Origin of the sequence: Chitinophaga silvisoli, assembly GCF_003412465.1 — a bacterium.
GTDB classification, from domain to species: domain Bacteria; phylum Bacteroidota; class Bacteroidia; order Chitinophagales; family Chitinophagaceae; genus Chitinophaga; species Chitinophaga silvisoli.
Window position 1 is genome coordinate 231,798 of sequence record NZ_QTJV01000013.1, and the last position, 20,622, is coordinate 252,419.

At 47.0% G+C, this 20,622-nt stretch carries 18 protein-coding genes; 12 read left to right on the top strand and 6 right to left on the bottom strand.

Features of this window, described 5'->3' with window-relative positions; translation table 11 throughout:
* The first annotated feature begins 7 nt into the window (after window positions 1-7).
* From sufC to DXN04_RS28545, 5 genes are all read left to right on the top strand, one after another.
* On the top strand, window positions 8-772 hold the full coding sequence (gene sufC, locus DXN04_RS28525; protein WP_116856819.1) for a Fe-S cluster assembly ATPase SufC: 765 nt from the start codon (window positions 8-10) through the stop codon (window positions 770-772).
* Between the two features lie 137 nt (window positions 773-909).
* Window positions 910-2,235, top strand: coding sequence for a Fe-S cluster assembly protein SufD (gene sufD, locus DXN04_RS28530; protein WP_116856820.1), 1,326 nt, complete (start codon window positions 910-912; stop codon window positions 2,233-2,235).
* An 81-nt stretch (window positions 2,236-2,316) separates the two neighbouring features.
* A complete protein-coding gene (locus DXN04_RS28535) occupies window positions 2,317-3,564 on the top strand; it encodes an aminotransferase class V-fold PLP-dependent enzyme (protein WP_116856855.1) in 1,248 nt (415 codons plus the stop codon).
* A 65-nt stretch (window positions 3,565-3,629) separates the two neighbouring features.
* Window positions 3,630-4,055, top strand: coding sequence for a SufE family protein (locus tag DXN04_RS28540; protein ID WP_116856821.1), 426 nt, complete (start codon window positions 3,630-3,632; stop codon window positions 4,053-4,055).
* Window positions 4,052-4,354 (top strand): SUF system Fe-S cluster assembly protein, encoded by a 303-nt coding sequence (locus DXN04_RS28545; RefSeq protein WP_116856822.1) that lies wholly within the window; start codon window positions 4,052-4,054, stop codon window positions 4,352-4,354. Before DXN04_RS28540 ends, DXN04_RS28545 begins: the two co-directional genes overlap by 4 nt.
* Before the next feature lie 42 nt (window positions 4,355-4,396).
* On the opposite strand, the gene DXN04_RS28550 is transcribed toward DXN04_RS28545, so the two are convergent.
* Window positions 4,397-5,029: a hypothetical protein gene (locus tag DXN04_RS28550; RefSeq protein ID WP_147320090.1), complete on the bottom strand. Its 633-nt coding sequence runs from the start codon at window positions 5,027-5,029 to the stop codon at window positions 4,397-4,399.
* A 122-nt stretch (window positions 5,030-5,151) separates the two neighbouring features.
* On the opposite strand from DXN04_RS28550, the gene DXN04_RS28555 reads away from it, so the two are divergent.
* The 4 genes from DXN04_RS28555 to DXN04_RS28570 all read left to right on the top strand — a co-directional run bounded on the left by DXN04_RS28555 (window position 5,152) and on the right by DXN04_RS28570 (window position 13,506).
* A complete protein-coding gene (locus tag DXN04_RS28555) occupies window positions 5,152-5,700 on the top strand; it encodes a hypothetical protein (protein WP_116856824.1) in 549 nt (182 codons plus the stop codon).
* Between the two features lie 207 nt (window positions 5,701-5,907).
* Complete coding sequence (locus tag DXN04_RS28560) at window positions 5,908-7,014, top strand: efflux RND transporter periplasmic adaptor subunit (RefSeq protein WP_116856825.1); 1,107 nt, start codon at window positions 5,908-5,910, stop codon at window positions 7,012-7,014.
* Window positions 7,015-7,169: 155 nt separating this feature from the next.
* Window positions 7,170-11,723 carry an efflux RND transporter permease subunit gene (locus DXN04_RS28565; RefSeq protein WP_116856826.1) on the top strand — a complete coding sequence of 1,518 codons (4,554 nt, stop codon included), beginning with the start codon at window positions 7,170-7,172 and terminating at the stop codon, window positions 11,721-11,723.
* A 211-nt stretch (window positions 11,724-11,934) separates the two neighbouring features.
* Entirely contained in the window at window positions 11,935-13,506 is a 1,572-nt protein-coding gene (locus tag DXN04_RS28570; RefSeq protein ID WP_116856827.1) for a hybrid sensor histidine kinase/response regulator, read from the top strand.
* An 81-nt stretch (window positions 13,507-13,587) separates the two neighbouring features.
* Here DXN04_RS28570 and DXN04_RS28575 read toward each other — a convergent pair whose 3' ends face one another.
* The gene (locus DXN04_RS28575; protein ID WP_116856828.1) at window positions 13,588-14,154 is read right to left on the bottom strand and encodes a chemotaxis protein CheB; all 567 of its coding nucleotides are present in this window, start codon (window positions 14,152-14,154) and stop codon (window positions 13,588-13,590) included.
* The gene (locus DXN04_RS28580; RefSeq protein WP_116856829.1) at window positions 14,151-14,984 is read right to left on the bottom strand and encodes a CheR family methyltransferase; all 834 of its coding nucleotides are present in this window, start codon (window positions 14,982-14,984) and stop codon (window positions 14,151-14,153) included. Before DXN04_RS28580 ends, DXN04_RS28575 begins: the two co-directional genes overlap by 4 nt.
* A 234-nt stretch (window positions 14,985-15,218) precedes the next feature.
* On the opposite strand from DXN04_RS28580, the gene DXN04_RS28585 reads away from it, so the two are divergent.
* Window positions 15,219-16,025 carry a hypothetical protein gene (locus tag DXN04_RS28585; RefSeq protein ID WP_116856830.1) on the top strand — a complete coding sequence of 269 codons (807 nt, stop codon included), beginning with the start codon at window positions 15,219-15,221 and terminating at the stop codon, window positions 16,023-16,025.
* Window positions 16,026-16,149: 124 nt separating this feature from the next.
* On the opposite strand, the gene DXN04_RS28590 is transcribed toward DXN04_RS28585, so the two are convergent.
* From DXN04_RS28590 to DXN04_RS28600, 3 genes are all read right to left on the bottom strand, one after another.
* Window positions 16,150-18,408: a cation:proton antiporter domain-containing protein gene (locus DXN04_RS28590; protein ID WP_116856831.1), complete on the bottom strand. Its 2,259-nt coding sequence runs from the start codon at window positions 18,406-18,408 to the stop codon at window positions 16,150-16,152.
* Window positions 18,409-18,552: 144 nt separating this feature from the next.
* Window positions 18,553-18,921 (bottom strand): hypothetical protein, encoded by a 369-nt coding sequence (locus tag DXN04_RS28595; RefSeq protein ID WP_147320091.1) that lies wholly within the window; start codon window positions 18,919-18,921, stop codon window positions 18,553-18,555.
* Between the two features lie 26 nt (window positions 18,922-18,947).
* Complete coding sequence (locus tag DXN04_RS28600) at window positions 18,948-19,400, bottom strand: MarR family winged helix-turn-helix transcriptional regulator (RefSeq protein ID WP_116856833.1); 453 nt, start codon at window positions 19,398-19,400, stop codon at window positions 18,948-18,950.
* Between the two features lie 117 nt (window positions 19,401-19,517).
* Between DXN04_RS28600 and DXN04_RS28605 the strand changes: the two genes are divergently transcribed.
* Window positions 19,518-20,087: a YeeE/YedE family protein gene (locus DXN04_RS28605; RefSeq protein ID WP_116856834.1), complete on the top strand. Its 570-nt coding sequence runs from the start codon at window positions 19,518-19,520 to the stop codon at window positions 20,085-20,087.
* Window positions 20,084-20,494 carry a DUF6691 family protein gene (locus DXN04_RS28610; protein ID WP_233525708.1) on the top strand — a complete coding sequence of 137 codons (411 nt, stop codon included), beginning with the start codon at window positions 20,084-20,086 and terminating at the stop codon, window positions 20,492-20,494. Before DXN04_RS28605 ends, DXN04_RS28610 begins: the two co-directional genes overlap by 4 nt.
* The last annotated feature ends 128 nt before the right edge of the window (window positions 20,495-20,622 follow it).

Here is a 20,622-nt window from a genome sequence, read left to right on the forward strand (position 1 = left end):
ACATATCATGCTGACGATTAAAAATCTGCACGCAGAAGTAGACGGTAAGAAAATATTAAAGGGCCTGAACCTGGAAATCAAAGCTGGTGAGATGCATGCCATCATGGGACCTAACGGTGCCGGCAAAAGCTCCCTGGCTTCTGTGCTCGCTGGTCGGGAAAACTATACAGTGACTGAAGGGGAAGTGATCTTCGATGGCAAAAACCTGCTGGACATGTCTCCTGAAGACCGCGCCCGCGAAGGCCTCTTCCTGGCATTCCAGTACCCTGTAGAAATTCCGGGTGTATCTAACCTGAATTTCCTCAAGACTGCCCTGAACGAGATCAGAACTTACCATAACCTGCCTGCAATGGAAGCGAAGGAATTCCTGAAACTGACCAAAGAAAAACAGCAGATGATGGACTTTAATGCTAATCTGATGAACCGCTCTCTGAATGAAGGTTTCTCCGGTGGTGAAAAGAAACGTAACGAAGTTTTCCAGATGGCTATGCTGGATCCAAAATTCGCTATTCTCGACGAAACTGACTCTGGCCTGGACATCGATGCACTGCGTATCGTAGCAAACGGTGTAAACAAACTGCGTGGAGCTGACAAAGCATTCATGGTGATCACTCACTATCAGCGCCTGCTCGATTATATCGTACCTGACTTCGTACACGTACTGGCAGATGGTGTCATCGTAAAAACAGGTAATAAAGACCTGGCGCTGGAACTGGAAGAAAAAGGCTACGACTGGCTGAAAGAAGATGTACATCAGAAAGAATCCGTATAAGGATCAAAGTCCTGACTAAGCAATCAGCCAGTACTGGCAACAGGTCATTTCCCCTGCCCGGTATTGTGCTAAATTTCTTGTCCTGACAAAGTACTCATTTTTTAAACTCAGGCAAATCGGTCTATAGATTTCAACACATGACTAGCGATATCAATAAATCATTTTACGACTTTATATCAAACGGGATGCCCGGTCCTGAGCAGCAGACTGACGTGAACAACGCCATCCTGCCTGCACGTAAAGCCGCTTTCAGCCGCTTTCGCTCGCTTGGCCTTCCGACCCTCAAAACTGAAGAATGGCGCTATACCAACATTCAGCGCTATCTGAAAGATGCATTCACCCTCGCAGAAGAAGAGCAATCTACTGTAACTGCCGAGCAACTCAAAGGTGCAAGCATTCCTAAACTGGACAGCTATACCGCTGTACTGGTAAACGGCCGCCTGCAACCTGCATTGTCCCAGCTGCCTGCCGATGGAAAAATCACTATTTCCAAAATCAGCGATGCTGCAGGTAATGCGCAACTCCAGGCCTGGTTCGACAAGCACCCACACCTGCAAAAACAACCTTTTGCAGCACTCAATGCAGCCTTCTTTGCCGATGGCCTGTTCATTGAAGCTGGTGTAAACGCCAGCCTCGATAAACCACTGCACATCATTCACGTATATACAGCCGCTGCAAACGCCTTCATACAGCCACACCACCTGGTAGTACTGCATAAAAGCGCTACCCTCGAAATTATCGAGACGGCAGTAGGCCTGAACGAAGCAGCCATCGCCTTCGTAAACAGCGTAACAGAAGTAGTACTGGAAGAAAATGCGGAACTCTGGCATTACAATGTTCAGAGCACTATCAAAAACAGCCGCCACATCTACCACACTTCTGCCCTGCAGAAAGCCGACAGCCGCTACCATCACTTTAACTTTACCCTGCCTGCTGCTGAGCTGACACGCAACAACCTGAGCGTGGCACTGACAGGCAGCAACACAGAGACCAACCTGCATGGCCTCTTCCTTGCTACCGAACAGCAGCACGTAGATAACCATACTTTCGTGGACCACCAGGTCGCTCATTGTAACAGTAATGAACTGTACAAAGGCGTACTGCTCGATAATGCCAAAGGTGTATTCACCGGCAAAATCATGGTTCACCAGGATGCACAGAAAACAAACGCTTTCCAGCAGAACAACAACCTGCTGATGAGCGAGAAGGCAAATATCAACTCACAACCACAGCTGGAGATCTATGCTGACGACGTGAAATGCAGCCACGGTTTTACCGTAGGCCGTTTCAGCGAAGAAGCATTATTCTACCTCCGCTCCCGTGGTATCGGTGAAGAAGCTGCCAAAACACTCATGGTAAATGCATTCGCATTTGATATTACCGATCAGGTGCACATCCCTGCATTACAGGAGTTCCTTTCAGATAAGATCCGCAGGTACGTAACCGGCGCTATCAATAATTAATTCCGTAAGAAATTACGATCTTTGCAGGAGGTCATGTCGTCTTAGTATGACATGACCTCCGTCTTTTCAAAATTGAATAATATGGCACACGTTCCAGATATCGCTGCACCGGCATTAGATATAGACAAGATCAGAAAGGATTTTCCGCTGCTTCAGGAAAAGGTGTATGGCAAACCGCTCGTATACCTTGACAATTCAGCTACGACGCAAAAGCCGCAGGTAGTGCTGGATACGCTGGAGCGATATTATAAACAATACAACAGCAATGTACACCGTGGTGTACACCACCTGAGCCAGGTGGCTTCTGAAGAATACGAAGCCGCCCGTCATATCATCGCTGCCTTTATTAATGCCCGCGAACATGAAGAAGTGATCTTTACCAAAGGGACCACCGATAGTATCAACCTGATCGCAAACGTATTTGGACGCGGCGTGATCAAAGCAGGTGATGAAGTGATCGTTTCCGCCATGGAACACCACTCCAATATCGTTCCCTGGCAAATCATGTGTGAAGACAGAGGCGCTGTGCTGAAAGTAATCCCCATGGATGAAAACGGGGAACTGATCATGAGTGAATACGCCGCCCTGCTCTCTGACAAGACAAAGATCGTGAGCGTAGCCTATGTATCCAATTCACTCGGTACCGTGAACCCCGTGCGTGAGATCATCGCACTGGCACATGCACGCAATATTCCGGTGATGCTGGATGCTGCACAGGCTATTCAACACATGCCACTCGATGTACAGGAACTGGATGTAGACTTCGTCGCATTTTCAGGGCATAAAATCTATGGCCCTACAGGTATCGGCATCCTGTATGGAAAGAGAGAATGGCTGGATAAACTGCCTCCTTACCAGGGTGGTGGCGATATGATCAAGACCGTTACCTTTGCGAAGACTACTTACAATGTGCTGCCATTTAAATACGAAGCAGGTACACCTGATATCAGTGGTGCAATTGCACTGGGTGCTGCTGTAAAGTATGTGCAGGAAATCGGGCTGGAGAATATTCATGCCTACGAGGAACAACTGGTAAATTACGCAGTAGCACAATTAAGCAAAGTAGAAGGACTGCGTTTTATTGGCAATCCAAAGCATAGGTCAGGTGCTGTTTCCTTCCTGGTAGATACCATTCATCCCTATGACCTGGGTGAGCTGCTGGATAAACAAGGCGTGGCCATCAGAACAGGACACCATTGTGCAGAGCCGGTGATGGATTTCTTTTGCATCCCGGGTACTGTAAGAGCCAGCTTTGCCATGTATACCAACAAGGAAGATATTGACAGACTGGTAGTAGCCATCAATAAAGCTGCTGCTATGTTGAGATAATTGAAACGGGAATTTGAATTTTAATTTGAGTGATGGTTTTAATTTGAGTTTTTAAAAAGGAAGTAATGACGATCAACGAAAAACAGGACGAGCTCATTTCCGATTTCTCCTTTATGGACGAATGGATGGATAAGTACGAATACATTATCCAGCTAGGTAAAGATCTGCCGCTGATAGACCCGAAATATAAAACAGACGATAACCTGATCAAAGGTTGCCAGTCACAGGTATGGCTACACACTGACCTCGTAGATGGTAAACTGATCTTCACCGCCGATAGCGATGCTGTGATCACAAAAGGATTGGTTTCTCTGCTCGTAAGCGTGCTCTCCGGCCACACACCTAAAGAAATTGCAGAATCCGAGATTTATTTCATCGACGAGATCGGCCTGCGCAGCCACTTGTCTCCAACCCGCTCCAATGGTTTGCTGAGCATGCTCAAGCAAATGAAAATATACGGAATAGCTTACCAGGTAAAATCGCAACAATGAACTTAAGAGATCAGATAGAAGAAGTACTGAAAACAGTGTATGATCCGGAGATTCCCGTGAACATCTGGGAACTGGGATTGATTTATGAAGTAAAAATCAATGATGATAACAGGGTGGCTATCACCATGACGCTGACAGCCCCCGGCTGTCCGGTAGCAGGCGATATCGTTCGCGAAGTAGATGAGAAAGTGAAAGCCATCGAAGGCGTGAGTGACTGCGATGTGACGCTGACCTTTGATCCGGCATGGAACAAAGAGATGATGAGTGAAGAGGCGAAGCTGGAACTAGGCTTTATGTAACTTATTAAAAAGCCGGCTTTGAGGCCGGCTTTTTTTATAAGATTATTTATTCTCTTTCAGTATATACTTCTGATTGTCCTTGTTCAGCGTGTACTTTATCGTCTGCATATTTTTTTCGCCCAGGTACTTTCTTACTACATAAGGCTGCTGCACATAAAAAGTATCGTTTCCCTTATACCCCGGAATACTGGCATTATCTACATCGCCGCTAAAAATCCTCACTGGTTGATGGTTGATAAATGTCACCCCATACACACTTCCCACTGCATCCGTTCCGTCTGATCTGGTAAAACAAAATACCTCCGGGTTGCCGTCATTGTCCAGGTCACTCACCGTCGTACTCGTTACCTTGCCCTTTATATCGTGCAATACCGTACTATCTGTCATCGGCTTTGTAGTATCCCCTCTCAGGTCCTGGGAGGCAATCTTGATCGTCCTTTCTGTACCGTCCCCATTTACCCTCACTATAAATTTATAATTCCCTTTTGTCATCACACCCGAACCACGCAGCCCTTCTCCCTTCGCAAACTGCTGTGCCTGCGTAGCAATTTCTTCACTGGATGCCTGAGATGGGTTTGCATCCCTTTCCTCCTGCATCTGTGTAGGGTTCTTTACCGGGTTATTACAGGCCATGGCTGCCATTACTGCTATTCCTAAAAGTTGTAGAGCTTTCATCCTTATTACGTTTACTATTATGTGCAACAAGGAATATGCCATCACCATTCATCCATTAGCTATTTGATATGTAAGCGCGAATTTATATATTTGCCTGTATCAACTGACGAGTGCGAACTAATATGCTTCACTTAAAAACCGATCATACTTTCCGGAACAGGTTTTTATTTGTATTCCTGTTTTTGACCATATTAAGTGGTCTGACAGCGAGTGCGGGTAATCATCCCTATGAAGCAGTTTACCGCCCACAAAGTAGTCTGACAGCAAATGCCGGCACCCGCTCAAACGAGGCCGCATTTCGTGCCCAGGCAGCTAACCGTCATCACAATGCATCTTTCCGCCCACAGGCCAGTCATCGGCCTCATTTTGACCTGAATAAGCCTTCTAACTTCTTTATACACCTTCCGCTTTCTTTAATGGAAGATGTGCCTGAAGATCTGACTGAAGACCAGGTAACTTTTTTGTTTCGTGCTACCGAACCCCGCCACAAGCGCAGGTTCTATATTTCTGTTGCGTCGCAACAATATTCATTTACAACACGCCTACAACAGTTACAACTCCTTCTGGACCAATATGTGCCGGAAGATGAAGACAAAACCGGCATCTATCAGTGGCATGATGCCTTCCTCCCCGCCTATTATAAGTTTCTCTTCAGGTACACCCTCTTTTGAGCAGTATTTCATTTATAGATGATGAAATAGAACTGTATTACCATGTATATAATGCCCCCGTTATGAATGATACGTCATCAGGGGATTAATTTTTTATATGGTAATGATCTGAAATTGCTTTACCCAAGTATACAATGCCCCCGTTATGAATGATACGTCATCAGGGGATTGCTATTGTATATGCGAAAAAAATGATTGATACCTATCATGCGCACAACTACTGTGATATTGATGAGCATCGCCCTGGGGGGATGTATTACCAAAGGAGAAAAGAACAACACAACGGATAACCTGAATACTTATCCTGTAGTGCAGCTTGCACTTACAGATACCATTTTACACAAGAACTACGTAGCTGATATCGAGGCTGTACGGAATGTAGAGATCCGTGCCCGTGTAAACGGGTTCCTCAATAAAATCTATGTAGACGAGGGCCAACATGTACAACAGGGACAATTGCTCTTTAGTCTGAATGACGAAGAGTTCAGAGCTGAGCTGGCCCGTGCCAAAGCAGCCCTCAGCAGCGCTATTGCTGATGCCAAAACTGCGCAGCTGGAACAACAGCGGGTACAACTGCTGGTAGATAAAAAAGTAATTGCAAAGACGGAACTGGAAGTGGCTGCTGCCAAAGTAGCTGCCGCCAATGCAAAAGTAGATGAGGCCCGCAGCGCTGAATCGAACGCTGCCACCCAGCTCTCTTATACTTCTATCCGCGCTCCATTCACAGGTTATATCGACAGGATCCCTTCCAAGACAGGAAGCCTGATCGCTGAAGGTGCCCTGCTGACCTCTGTTTCTGACATCCAGGAGGTCTATGCCTACTTCAATGTATCGGAGACAGAATACCTGCAGCACAGCCGTAACAAAACCCAGCATCAGCATGCTGAAGTGAAGTTGTTGCTGGCAGATGGTTCACTCTATCCTTACCCGGGAAAGATAGAGACCATCGAAAGTGAATTCGAGGAAAGTACCGGCTCCATTGCTTTCAGGGCCAGGTTCCCCAATCCGAAAGCTTTGCTGAAACACGGTGCCAGCGGTAAAATACAACTTGCTGCTGACCTGGATAGCACCATGCTGATTCCACAGAAAGCGGTATTTGAGATGCAGGATAAAAACTACGTTTTCCTGCTGGATGCAAACAATCATGTAAAGATGAAAAGCTTTAGCCCGGGGCCCAGAATGGCCAACTGTTACATCGTACAGGCAGGTCTGAAGCCAGGAGATCGCGTGGTATACGAAGGTGTACGCAATCTCAGGGAGGGTATGCAGATCAACCCGGCGCCAGTGTCGCTGGATAGTATCAGGGCATTGTAATGATCAGAGAGGGAATTGAATGCATTCAAAATTCTAAGTAATTACCATTATGCATAAATGCCCCTTTATTGATCAAACCTGGTAATGCCCGGGCATTGAAAGCAAATTTTCTATCCACTATCGGGTAGTTCAATTTTCATCTATTACATCATTTTATGTTCGATACTTTTATCAAGCGGCCTGTGTTGTCGCTGGTTATTTCATTATTAATAGTCCTGCTGGGCTTACTGGCTCTCTTCTCTCTGCCGGTAACACAGTTCCCCGATATCGTACCGCCATCCGTCACTGTCACCGCCAAATACACAGGTGCGAACGCTGAAGTATGTGCCAAAGCCGTAGCAACGCCACTGGAACGCGCTATCAACGGTGTACCGGGCATGACCTACATGTCGTCTGTATCCAGTAATACAGGTGTCACCCTTATTTCTATTTCCTTTGCCGTAGGTACAGACCCGGACCAGGCTGCCGTAAACGTGCAGAACCGCGTGGCCACCGTACTCGATGAATTGCCTGAAGAGGTGATCAAGGCCGGTGTAAGCACGGAAAAAGAAGTAAACAGTATGCTGCTTTACCTCAACATCATGAGTGAAGACAGCACCCTCAACGAGAAATTCATTTACAACTTTGCGGACATCAACGTACTGCAGGAGCTGAAAAGAATTGACGGGGTGGGCTTTGCAGAAATCATGGGTGCCAAGGAATACGCTATGCGCGTTTGGCTGAAACCCGACCGCATGCTGGCTTACAACGTCTCGGCCGATGAGGTGGTGGAAGCCATCCGCAAACAAAATATCGAAGCCGCTCCCGGTAAAACAGGAGAAGCAGCTGACAACGATCCACAGGTATTACAATATGTATTGCGCTATACCGGTAAATTTTTTGAACCTGAACAATACGAAAACCTCATTGTACGGGCCAATACAGATGGCTCTGTATTATTGCTGAAAGACATTGCCGATGTGGAATTTGGCGCGCTGAGCTATGGCATGGTGTCTAAAACAGATGGCAAGGCATCGGCATCTATTATGCTGAAACAACGCCCTGGCTCCAATGCACAGGATGTAATCGCCAATGTAAAGGCACGTATGGCGGAACTGAAGGAAACTTCCTTCCCTCCCGGTATGACGTACAACTTCAACTACGATGTATCCCGCTTCCTGGATGCCTCTATCCACGAGGTATTGCGTACCCTGGTGGAAGCATTCATCCTCGTATTTATCGTGGTTTTCCTCTTTATCCAGGACTTCCGCTCTACACTCATACCTGCACTGGCTGTGCCTGTGGCCCTGATCGGTACACTGGCCTTTATGCAAATGATGGGTTTCTCCATCAACCTGCTCACGCTCTTTGCACTGGTACTGGCTATCGGTATTGTCGTGGACAACGCCATTGTGGTCGTGGAAGCTGTCCATGTAAAAATGCATGATCAGCACATGGCTCCTTTGCAGGCTACCCTGGCAGCCATGCGGGAAATCAGCGGGGCACTGGTAGCGATCACACTGGTGATGAGCGCCGTGTTTGTTCCGGTAGCATTCCTCTCCGGCCCCGTGGGCGTGTTCTACAGGCAGTTCTCCCTCACCCTGGCCATAGCCATCGTGATCTCCGGGATCAATGCCGTGACCCTTACGCCTGCCCTCTGTGCCATTATGCTGAAAAATCATCATGGTGCAGGCAAACCAAAAACATGGCTCCAGAAATTCTTCGACAAGTTTAATTACAGGTATAATCAGACCGAAAGGAAATACCAGCACCTGGTAGGCTATATTGCAGGCAGGCGCATGGTCACTATTGGGATGCTGGTGCTCTTTTTTATCGCCACATGGGGCGTGAGTGCCATCCTGCCCGGCGGCTTCATTCCTTCTGAAGACCAGGGTATGATCTATGTGAACGTGACCACACCTGCAGGTGCCACCGTATCCAGAACAGAAGCCGTGCTGGATGAAGTACAGAAGGTGGCAGCCAGTCTGAAAGAAACAGAGTCCGTATCAACACTGGCAGGATATAGCCTGGTGAGTGAAGTAGCAGGTGCTTCCTACGGTATGGGCATGGTGAACCTGAAACCATGGGAAGAAAGAAAACGTTCGGTAAAAGAGATCATCGCACAACTGGAAAAGGATACACGAAATATCGGGGATGCAAGCATTGAGTTCTTCCCCCCTCCTACTGTACCTGGTTTTGGTAACTCCAGTGGTTTTGAAATGCGGATCCTGGATAAGAGTGGTAGCGGAGACCTGAGACAAACTGCAGATGTGACCAATGCATTCATCAATGCATTGAAAGAAAGAAAGGAAATAAGCAGTGCATTTACCAGTTTTGACCCCGACTTTCCACAATATATGATTCATGTGGATCAGGCCATGGCTGCGAAGAAAGGCGTGAGTATCGACAATGCAATGAGTACCCTGCAGACATTGCTGGGTAGTTATTATGCATCAAACTTTATCCGCTTCGGACAGATGTATAAAGTAATGGTACAGGCATCACCCCGCTACAGGACCAAGCCGGAAGACATCCTGCATTTGTATGTAAAGAATGATAAAGGCGAAATGGTACCGTATTCCAACTTCATCAAACTGGAAAGGGTATTCGGACCTGAGCAGCTGACACGTTATAATATGTATACAGCTGCGATGATCAATGGTGATGCGGCACCGGGTTATAGTAGCGGAGATGCCATCAAAGCCATTGAAGAAGTAGCCAAGCAAAAACTACCAAGAGGATTTAGCTATGAATGGAGTGGTATGACGAGAGAACAGATCCTGTCAGGTAACCAGGCTGTATACATCTTTGCCATCGTATTGCTCTTCGTGTACCTGCTGCTGGCCGCGCAGTATGAAAGTTTCCTGCTACCCCTGCCCGTGATCTTATCATTGCCTGCGGGGATCTTTGGGGCCTTCCTTACACTTAAACTGGCAGGCCTGGAAAATAATATTTATGCGCAGGTAGCCCTCGTGATGCTGGTAGGTTTGCTGGGTAAAAATGCGATCCTGATTGTGGAATTTGCCATCTTAAAACATAAGCAGGGAGCTACCATTATGAAGAGTGCGATGGAAGGTGCAGTATCCCGTTTGCGTCCCATCCTTATGACTTCGTTTGCGTTCATTGCGGGCCTGATTCCCCTGTGTGTAGCCAGTGGTGCGGGTGCTATGGGCAACAGGTCTATTGGTACGGCAGCAGCAGGCGGTATGTTGATAGGAACTGTATTCGGCGTATTGGTGATCCCGGGATTGTATGTATTGTTTGCAGGGATCGCGGAGAAGAGAAGAAAACCACATGTGGTGAAAGCGCATCATGTAGTGACGGTGTTAGTACTGGGATTGTTCATGAGCAGTTGTTACACGCCGAAGGCAGTTGAATACCCGGATGCACCTGTACTGCCGGCGACAACTGATAGTACGCTCACCGGGACTCAGGACAGTACAGTGATGACCTATCACCAATTCTTTGCAGATCCTTACCTGCAGCAATTGTTAGATACAGCGCTGCGGAATAATACAGATATACAGCTGGCATTGCAAAGAGTAGAAATGACCAAAGCACAATTGATGGTAGCGAACCGTGCCTGGTTGCCTTCGGTGAATGCAGCGGTGGATGCGGGTGTAGAAAGATATGGAGATTATACGATGAATGGGGTGGGTAACTACGATACCAATCTTTCCCAGAATATAGATGACAAGCAGCGTATTCCGAATCCGACACCCAATTACTTTATCGGCTTGCGGAGTGCCTGGGAAATAGACCTCTGGGGTAAGTTGAAGAACGGAAAGAAAGCAGCACAGCAGCGTATGCTGGCCAGTGAACAGGGGCGGCGGCTGGTGACGACACAATTGATTGCCAATGTAGCTGCCATGTATTATCAATTGCTGGCATTGGACAATGAAAGGTCTGTGCTGGAGCGAAATATTGCCTTGCAGGAGACAGCACTCGCCACAGTACGTATTCAGCAGGAAGCGGGTAGAGCCACCTTGCTGGCAGTACAGCAATTCCACGCACAGTTGCTGAACACACAGAGTTTTATGATGGGTATAAAGCAGCAGACGACCCGCCTGGAAAATCAGCTGAATGCATTGCTGGGCAGGTTCCCGCAGGCGATACCAAGAGATACGTCTTTGCTGACAGCACCATTGCCACCATTTGCGAACCTGGGTATGCCGGCAAGTCTCTTATCTCAGCGCCCGGATATCCAGCAGGCAGCCCTGGAACTGGGGGCGGCAAAAGCGGATGTAGCGGCGGCAAAGGCATCCTTCCTCCCATCAGTCAATATCAATCCTTATGTAGGGTTCACTAGTTTTAAAGCGAATTTATTATTTAATACAGGGTCCGTAGCTTATGGATTGTTAGGAGGTATTACGGCACCTATCCTGAATAAGAAGCAACTGGCTGCTCAGTACCAGGTGAATTCAGCAGCGGCATTGAGTGCATTTTATAATTACAGGCAGCGGGTGATAGATGCTTACCAGGAAGTGATGACAGCCCTGGCCCAGCTGCATAATGGCCAGGAGGCATTTAGACTGAAGGAGGCGGAAGTGGTGATGCTGAGAGATGGGGTTTCGACCGCGAATGATCTGTATATGACCAATTATGCGAATTACCTGGAAGTGATCACGGCGCAGAAAAGTGTGTTGGAAGCGGAGCTGGCGCTGGCGAATAGCAGGAAGGAATTGTTCCTGGGTACCATTGAATTGTATAAAGCTTTAGGTGGGATGTAGTAGTAGTAATAGATAAATCAGAGGATTGATGAAGTGCAGCCTTCATTTGCTTCGGCAAGTGGGGGCTGTTTGTTTGGAGAAGTATTTTCATGAATTGTAAAGGATAAATTACCCCGGGTGGAACATTTGGTATTAATTCAATTTAATATACATTTATGCTATGGCGGCGCGATTTTTGAGGTAGTCCCGTGGCCAGTAATATATAGGAAGAATGATATTAATCGTCGATGATAAGCCGGAAAATATTCTATCCCTAAGGAAGACACTAGAGCTACATGATTTTGAGGTAGATACCGCGTTATCAGGTGAGGAAGCGCTCAGGAAGATCCTTAAGAACAACTATGCACTCATCATTCTTGATGTACAGATGCCTAGTATGGATGGTTTTGAGGTAGCTGAAACCATTTCAGGTTATAGTAAGGCAAGGGACGTGCCTATTCTGTTCCTTTCCGCTGTTAATAAGGATAAAAAATTCATTGCTAAAGGGTACGCCTCCGGGGGTTTGGACTACATTACCAAACCTGTGGATCCTGATATATTACTCCTTAAGGTTAAGACGTTCATCAAGTTATATGAGCAGAACCGCCAGTTGCAGGCCATGCATGAAAACCTCCGCCAGGAGGTAGAAGTGCGTAAGCAGGCGCAGGCCGCCCTGAATGCCAAGGTACAGGAGCAGCATTCTATGCTGGAGTCTTTGCCCCAGGTAGCCTTTACTGCCAGGGGTGATGGCGCTGTGGAATATGCGAACCGCCATTGGTTCTATTATTCCCCATCGCTGGATAGTTTTCCGGTTACCTACAACCAGGATCACGAAGAGCAGCGGGTATGGGAGAATGCAATCCTGGCAGGACAACCTATTGAGAAAGAAGTGTACCTGCATAACCGGCTCACGCATCATTACAGGTGTCATTTGCTGAGGGCTATTCCCATTGAAGAAGATGGTAAGATTGTGAAATGGGTAGGGACCTTTACAGATATTGCCCACCAGAAGCAGGCGAATGAGATCCTGGAACAAAGAGTAGAGGAACGTACCCATGAATTGCAGGAGATGAACCAGGCACTGGAAGCGAGTAACTATGAGTTACAGCAGTTTGCAAGTGTGGCATCGCATGATCTGAAGGAGCCTTTGCGGAAGATCCAGTTGTTCGGCACTATCCTGCGGGATCGTCATTTGGGTACCAACCCTGATGCGATGCAGTATATGGAAAGGATTGTAAGTTCTTCAGAGCGCATGAGCCGCCTGATTAGTGACTTATTGAAATATTCCCGTTTATCGGCCGATAATACTTTTGAGCCAGTGAACCTGAATGGATTGATCAGCGAGATCCTGGCCGACCTGGAATTGTCGGTGAGGGATGCGGATGCGGAGATTGTGGTAGAAGAATTGCCGGAGGTGGAGGCGATACCGGGACAAATCAGGCAGGCCTTGCAGAATATCATCAGTAATGCATTGAAATTCAGGAGGCCCGAAGTAAAACCACGGATTAGGATTAAGGCGGAGATCGTGGAAGGGAAAGACCTGGAAAGTGATGCTCTGCCTGAAGGAAAATATTGCAGGATAGAGGTGAGTGATAACGGGATTGGGTTTGATGAGAAGTATTTACCAAAGATCTTTACGCTGTTTCAGCGATTGCATAGTACGGATGCGTATGAGGGTACCGGGATAGGGCTGAGTATTGCCAAGAAGGTGATTGAGAAGCACCAGGGGATTATCAGTGCACAGAGCAGGGAGGATGAGGGGACACGGTTTATAATGGTACTTCCGTTAAAACAATCTAATTAGTTTTTGGGCGACAAGCCTGGAAAAAACCGCTTTTGCCCTGGGTGATATTATTGCCATGGGAAAAGCGGTTTTTTCTGCCTTTTATAAGGACATCACCCATTCTGCCATTTCTTTCTGTTTCAGCACCCTATCTACCTGCATCACCGTCATTGCATGCCTGGGCATAAACGCTACCTCTGCCTCCCCGGGGTCCTGTACGGCTGTAACCCCTCCCATTGCCTGCACCATCTGCAATCCATCCGCACCATCCGTATTTGCCCCTGACAATAGCAAACAAGCCAGCCTTTCTTTAAACACCTCTGCGGCAGCACTGAATGTGACATCAATACTGGGCCGGCTATAATGTACCTTTTCAGAATAATCAAGGGTCAGCGTACCATCGGGCTCTATCAGCAAATGATAATCCGCCGGTGCCACATACACCATCCCGGGTCTTAGCAGATCCTTTTCTTCTGCTTCCTTCACGGGCAGTACGCTCCTTGTTGCCAGCAGGTCTGACAACAAGGTCTCATTATCACTCTTCCTGTGCAGTACAATAATAATTGCCAGCCGGCAAGCCGGGTCGAGTGAGGGTAATAATTGTAATAATACATCCAGACTACCTGCGGAACCTCCAATCACTAATGTCCGGGGAAGCGAAACTGTCATGTAGCTATTTTTCTCCAGATTTTTTCTTTCTGTGCCAATGGTTTAAACAGTGGTGCAACCGTTGTAAACCGCAATGTCTCCTTTGCACCCAGGGCCAGGAAGCCCAGTTGCTCAAGGCTTTCGCTGAACAGGTGCAGTACCTTGTCCTGCAAATCTTTGTTAAAATAAATCAACACATTGCGGCAGATGATCAGTTGAAATTCATTAAAGGAACGATCTGTTACCAGGTTGTGTGCTGCAAAGATGATCTTCTCACTCAGGCTCTCTGAAAATTTTGCGTATTCATAATTAGCGGCATAATACCGGGAGAAATCATGCTGCCCGCCTGACTGTAAATAATTCTGTGAATACTGCTGCATATAAGCTAATGGAAAGATTCCCTTCCGGGCTTTCTCCAATACACTTTCATTGATATCGGTGGCATAGATCACTGACTTGTGCAGGAGGTTCATTTCCTGGAGCAGGATGGCCATGGAATACACCTCTTCACCGGTAGAACAGCCGGCATGCCAGATCCTGATAAAAGGATACGTAGCCAGTACCGGCAATACCTGCTTGCGCAATGCCTGGAAAAATGCCGGGTCACGAAACATCTCCGTTACATTGACGGTGATCTGCTCCATCAGGTAGGTCAGGTAAGTACTGTCCCTGATAACCCGATAACGAAATTCGGCAAAGCTGGGGAACCTGTCATTTATATATACCCGTTGCAAGCGCCGTTTTACAGAGGCGAAGGAATAATCTGTAAAGTCGTACCCATATTGTTCCAACAAATCGTTCAACAATATATTTACTTCCTCATCCTTCAAATGGTGTACGTGCTCCTTCATTATCGATTCATTATTCTTTTATTCCCGGGCGTAAGTTCGTAAAGTTTTCCGGCATTTGTGTAGTGTCTGCCAGACACCTGTTCACAATATGAGAAAGTTCTTCACCATATTCCGCCACAATCTATAACATATTTATGTCAATACATATATAAAAAATATACCAAAATCCAACTTTCGGTGGATACCGTAAGTATTCACGAGAAAGTATTTTTATACAACCTAACTATTGCCAACATGAGTTTATCCTTACACAGGGGAGCGCTGGGCGCTACCGTACTGTCAGCAGCATTCGCATTGAGCGCTTTTAAGCCTGCATATTCAGACAACAATGGAGGCCTTCTCCATGCTATTTCATCGCCGACAGATAAAACAGTTATCAGTTACAATGCAGACAAAAGTATTGCCAAAATGGTCACTACCCATGCCATGGGCGATGATCAGTATACGGATGTGCGTATTCCGGTATATCAATACGGCAAACTGGTAAAAACAATGAGTACTGCCGATGAAAAGGAACAGGCACCTGCGCTCTTTTCTTCTTTCGGCTACGACAAGAAGGGTCGTATTGACAAGATCAGTTATTATGAGGAAAACCAGGTTTCCGGCTACGATTCACTGGTGTATGACAACAAAGGTCAGCTGGCTGCACGTTATTTCTTCGTGATCCCGGCAGGTAAGCAGACTTTTGAAAATCACTATTGCCAGCTGTATACCTGGGATCAGAAAGGCAACATTATCCAGCAGGAAAATATGGGTCGTGGATCTGACAATGCTGCTTTTGCATTGAGTTCAACCGTGGATTTTAAGTATGATGACAAGATGAATTCCCAGCGGAGCGTGCCAGGGTTTGGTTATATCACGGATCTGAATGCGGTGAACCTGTCTGCGAACAACATCATATCTGAGGTGATTACCCCTGCAAACGGGGCGAATGCGATTGCGAAGACTTATGTTTATCATTACAACAGCAGGCAATATCCTGAGAAGGTGACTGCGAAGAATAACAATGAAGAAGTGGTTACTGAACTGACCTGGGAATAATGTGAATGTTTTCTATTATAATGAAAGGGTGTCTCAAATGAATGAGACACCCTTTACTATTCAATCAACCTACTAAAAAAGTGCTTGTTGGATTTCCCTGCTTTTACAGCAAGGGTAAAAAAATTCACGAACGTTTTCCCTGTTTGGCTCCATCCTCCCGGGTGTTTATTTCTTTTAACCAGGCATACAATCTGCCCCCGCTTCCTGCAATCCACACAATATCGCCGGCCTGCAACACTGTCAGCGATGCCGGATTCAATAAGCGCTGTCCCTTTCTCTCAATTCCCAGCACAATGCCACTGGTCCTTTCCCTGATGCCTGCCTCGCGGATCGTTTTACCTTCCAGCGGGGACTTCTCTCCTACTAAGAATTGTTTGAGGGCAATCGGATCACCATCATGTACCGGCACTGCCACCGCTGTATTAGTTGGCTCCAGGTAATCGTTGAACTTCTGCAGCTGTTCATCGGTACCGATAGCAGTCACCACATCTCCCGGAAAGAGGCGGGCGAATTTATCAGGAGCATACATCTTGATCCCGCTCCGGTTAATGAGGGCGATATTGATACCATAGTTCTCCCGGAGCTGCAGCTCCTCCAGGGTGGAACCGACTACAGGAGAAAGTGGTTTGATCTCTGACACAGCCAAATGTGCATCCCAGGGGGCCAATACCGACTTATTGATATTACCCACTTTCGTTTCGCGCGCATTGAAGTTTGAAAAGAAGCGCTCTTCGATGGTGGTATAAAAATCCCCGATTTTATGACGGAACAGGAGGATCAGCAAGATCATGATGGCAGTAACGGCCAATGCTACTGAATAAGAGAAGAAGCGGTCGAAGAAGAAGCCCAGCAGGAAAACTGCGATTACAATACGTGCTAAACGGAGCAGCATGAGTGGACCGCGGTACTTCTTCTGTTCCCAGATACGATTGGATTCCGCACTGCTGATATTCCTGAAACCCAGTGCCCACAGGAAGGGCATGAGCAGCAGGAAGGTTACTACCGCACTGGCTATACGGCCCCAGTTGTACACGCCAGACATAGGCAACAGGTAGTAAGAGGATAATAATATAATCGCCAGCAGGACGACCGTATATATAATGATGTTAGTAAAATAACTCCGCAACAATATTTTCCAGTCACTCACCACGGAAATGGTTTGAGCGGCAGCACTGTAGCGGTTGATTGCCGTCTTCCAGCGATGGGGCATGATGTCTGCCAGTTTCTCGTACACAGGGCCGGAAAGCTTGATCATGTAAGGCGTGGTGAAGGTGGTCACTGCCGATACCGCCACAGCTACGGGATAAAGGAATTCACTTGTGACATTGAGGGTAAGTCCCAGTTGGGCAATGATAAAAGAGAATTCCCCGATTTGAGCAAGGCTCATGCCTGCCTGAACGGAGGTTTTCAGCGGCTGGCCGGAGAGCAGGGCCCCGAGGCCGGTACTGAGTGTTTTACCCAGCAGGGTTACCACGGTAATGATGAGTACTGGTACTGCATATTTTACCAGCATGGCAGGGTTGATCAACATGCCTACGGAAATAAAGAAGACGGCTCCGAACAATTCCTTTACAGGTTTTACAAGGTGTTCGATTTTTTCTGCCTGTGTTGTTTCGGCTAAGATGGACCCCATGATGAAGGCACCCAATGCCGGAGAAAAACCTACCTGTGTAGCCAGTACGACCATCAGCAGGCAGAGGCCTACGGATGTGACGAGTAGGGTTTCTTCATTCATGAACTTCCTGGTCATGCGGAGCAGGGTCGGGATAAAGAAGATACCGGTCACAAACCAGGCAATGAGGAAGAAAACGAGTTTGACAACGGAGATGAGCATAGCTCCCCCTTCGAACTGCCGGCTCACGGCCAGGGTCGATAATAAGACCAGGAGTACGATGGCTACCAGGTCTTCGACGACGAGGATTCCGAATACGAGGCCGGCGAATTTGAGGCCCTTGACCCCTAATTCTTCGAAGGCCCGGATAATGATGGTAGTGGAGGATATGGAGATGATGCCTCCCAGGAAGATGCTGTCCATAGGCGACCATCCCATTATCTGCCCCAGGAGGTAACCGAGGGCGAGCATGAAGATGACTTCTACGATGGCGCTGATGGAGGCGGCTCCTCCTACTTTGATCAGTTTCTTAAAACTGAATTCGAGGCCGAGGCTGAAGAGTAGAAATATGACACCTATTTCGGACCATACATGGATATTTTTTTCATCGGAAACGGTTGGTACAAGCGAGACGTGTTGGCCTACGAGCAGGCCTGCTACGATATACCCCAATACCAGCGGCTGGCGAAGGCGCTTGAATATGAGGGTGGTAACAGCTGCTGCGATCAGGATTAATGCCAGGTCTTTAATTAACGGTGCTAAATGAATCATCTGGTCGTATTATTGATTAAAATTCCAATGCGAATGAAGCGGCGGGTAATTGCGCCCTGTCTTTGGCAAGGCGCAATTACCCGGGGTGGAATGGCTTGTGGCCGGCTAAAATTTAAATGCCGGGAAAGCCAATAATCAACACAGCTACCAGAAAATATGTTTAGGGAAGATGAGTGTCCGGACAATAGCATGGATATCTACCAGGAGTCTTCCTGTAGACAATACCGCTGCATACAATGGTAACCGCGGTAAGAAATATTCGCTGAAATGACCTGTAGCAGGCCTATAAACACACTTGTTAGGGGAACTAAAACAGTTGTTGAAATCAAAAATGGTCTCCGGCAGGTATCCGGTGCCGTAATGCCATCCGGGTTTTGAATGACTCTTTACTACTTTCAGTACAGTGGTTACAGGTTTCCTTTTCGCAACAGCCTCATATTGTTTTTTGCACACGTGCGCACCCGCCTGGCAAAAAGAGAACAATATGATGATATATAGAAGAAGGCGACGCATGAGGGCGAAGATACGTTTTTCTGCCCCTATCTCCTCACCTTATCCAGCAAATCGCTCAGCTGCGCAGCCTCTTCAGCACTTAATCTTTCAGCAATATCATTATAGAAGTTGTCCATGGGTATATCTACTTCGTCCAGCAGTTTCAAACCTTTGGCGGTGATATTGATGTCCATTTTTCGCCTGTTGTGCGGGCACAAACGGCGTTGTACGTATTCCAGCTTTTCCAGTTTGTCCAGTAAGCGGGTTACATCACTGGCTTTGTCCAGCATCACTTCCTTGATACTACCAGCGGAAACGGGTTCGGGGTGGCGACCGCGGATAATGCGTAAGGCATTGTAATGCTGCGGCAGGAGCCCATAGGATTTCAGGTTGGCACCGAGTGAATCTCTCAGCCAGTTACCTGTATACAGGAGGTTCACCACCATCTTGTGATGATCGTCCTTAAACTTGCGCTGATTAATTGCTTGTTCAATTCTCATAAATCAAAGATATGAAATATGCGTGTTGCAACATATTAGAATGATTGCATTCTATTAACATTATGTGGATATTTATAGGTAAGTATATTTGTATATACATCCTCCAACCATAAAATTATGCTTTTAAAACTGATCTCTGCACCATGGCCCTGGTATGTAGCGGGGCCGATAATCGGGCTTACGGTACCATTACTTTTATTATTGGGCAATCGCGCCTTTGGTATTTCGTCTTCACTCCGCCATATATGTGCCGCGTGTTTTCCGGCAAGGCTTCCCTTTTTCACCTATGAGTGGAAGAAGGAAATCTGGAATTTGTTCTTTGCGGCGGGTATTGTGATCGGGGGATTTATAGCCTCCCACCTGTTGGCGGATCCCTCCCCTGTTCAGATCAGTCCCAAACTGGAAAATGCTTTAGGTGAATTTGGCATCAGCGACCACAACGCACTGTTACCCAGTCAATTGTTTAATTGGCCAGCACTGCTGACAATCAGGGGATTTATCCTCATAATTGTGGGTGGATTCCTGGTTGGTTTCGGTACCCGGTATGCCGGCGGCTGTACTTCGGGGCATTCAATTTTCGGATTATCGACTTTGCAATGGCCCTCGCTGGTAGCTACCTGTTGTTTTATGGCGGGTGGGTTTATTATGTCAAACCTGGTCTTACCTTTTATCCTTTCCTTATCATGAAGAACATAAAATATACCCTTGCCGGGGTACTTTTCGGCATTGTGCTCGTAAAATCCCAGGTCTTATCCTGGTTTAGAATACAGGAGATGTTTCATTTCCAGTCATTTCATATGTATGGGGTGATTGGGTCGGCTGTGATTACAGGTCTTATTTCCGTAACTGTTATTAAGAAGTTCAAAATCAGGACGTTCGGTGGTGAAGAGATCGTCATTGCAAAGAAGGCATTTTCAAAGGGGAATATCTATGGAGGGCTGTTATTTGGGTTTGGCTGGGCGCTGACGGGGGCCTGTCCGGGGCCTTTATTTGCGCAGGTGGGGGCAGGATTTACGGTGATGGGTGTGGCCCTGCTCAGTGCAATATTGGGTACCTGGGTATATGGGTTGGTGAGGGATAAATTGCCGCATTAAGGGGTATTAAAGCGACTGAGTGTAAGCCCTGTTCACTCGTTAAAACATGGTTAAGATTAAAAAAATCACTGAGTACTAACTAGGCAAATCGATTGCATTTTTGTTAATTTTTGGTTAACGGCTATTAA